Raw genomic sequence first — 812 nt, 5'->3', positions numbered from 1 at the left:
AACATGTTCGAGTTCTGGGACTGGGTCGGCGGCCGCTACTCCTACGACTCCGCCATCGGCCTCTCCCTGATGATCGCCATCGGCCCGGACCGCTTCCGTGAGATGCTCGACGGCTTCCACCTCGTCGACGAGCACTTCCGTACCGCCCCCGCCGAGGCCAACGCCCCGCTCCTGCTCGGCCTGCTGGGCATCTGGTACGGCAACTTCCACGACGCCCAGTCCCACGCCGTCCTGCCCTACAGCCACTACCTGTCGAAGTTCGCCGCCTACCTCCAGCAGCTCGACATGGAGTCCAACGGCAAGTCGGTCGACCGCCAGGGCCGGCCGGTCCACTGGCAGACCGGCCCCGTCGTCTGGGGCACACCCGGCACCAACGGGCAGCACGCCTACTACCAGCTGATCCACCAGGGCACCAGGCTGATCCCCGCGGACTTCATCGGCTTCGCCCGCCCGGTCGACGAACTGAGCCCCGACCTCAAGGCCCAGCACGACCTGCTGATGGCGAACTTCTTCGCCCAGACCCAGGCACTGGCCTTCGGCAGGACACCCGAGGAGGTGCGGGCGGAGGGCGTGCCGGAGGACCTGGTGGCCCACAAGACGTTCCGGGGCAACCACCCCACGACCACCATCCTCGCCACCGAGCTGACCCCGTCCGTCCTCGGCCAGCTCGTCGCCCTCTACGAGCACAAGGTGTTCGTCCAGGGCGCCGTGTGGGACATCGACTCCTTCGACCAGTGGGGCGTGGAACTCGGCAAGGTCCTCGCCAAGCGCGTCGAACCCGCCCTCACCGAAGGCGCGGACGTCCCCGGCCT

General features: G+C 68.6%; 1 pseudogene. It reads left to right on the top strand.

Annotated features, from left to right (window positions below):
- Positions 1-812 (top strand): annotated as a pseudogene (locus tag AQJ58_RS40220) (glucose-6-phosphate isomerase); the annotation flags it as partial.

Source organism: Streptomyces sp. DSM 15324, from assembly GCF_001514285.1.
In the GTDB taxonomy this organism is placed as follows: domain Bacteria; phylum Actinomycetota; class Actinomycetes; order Streptomycetales; family Streptomycetaceae; genus Streptomyces.
This window is presented reverse-complemented; position numbering and strand designations above follow the sequence as displayed.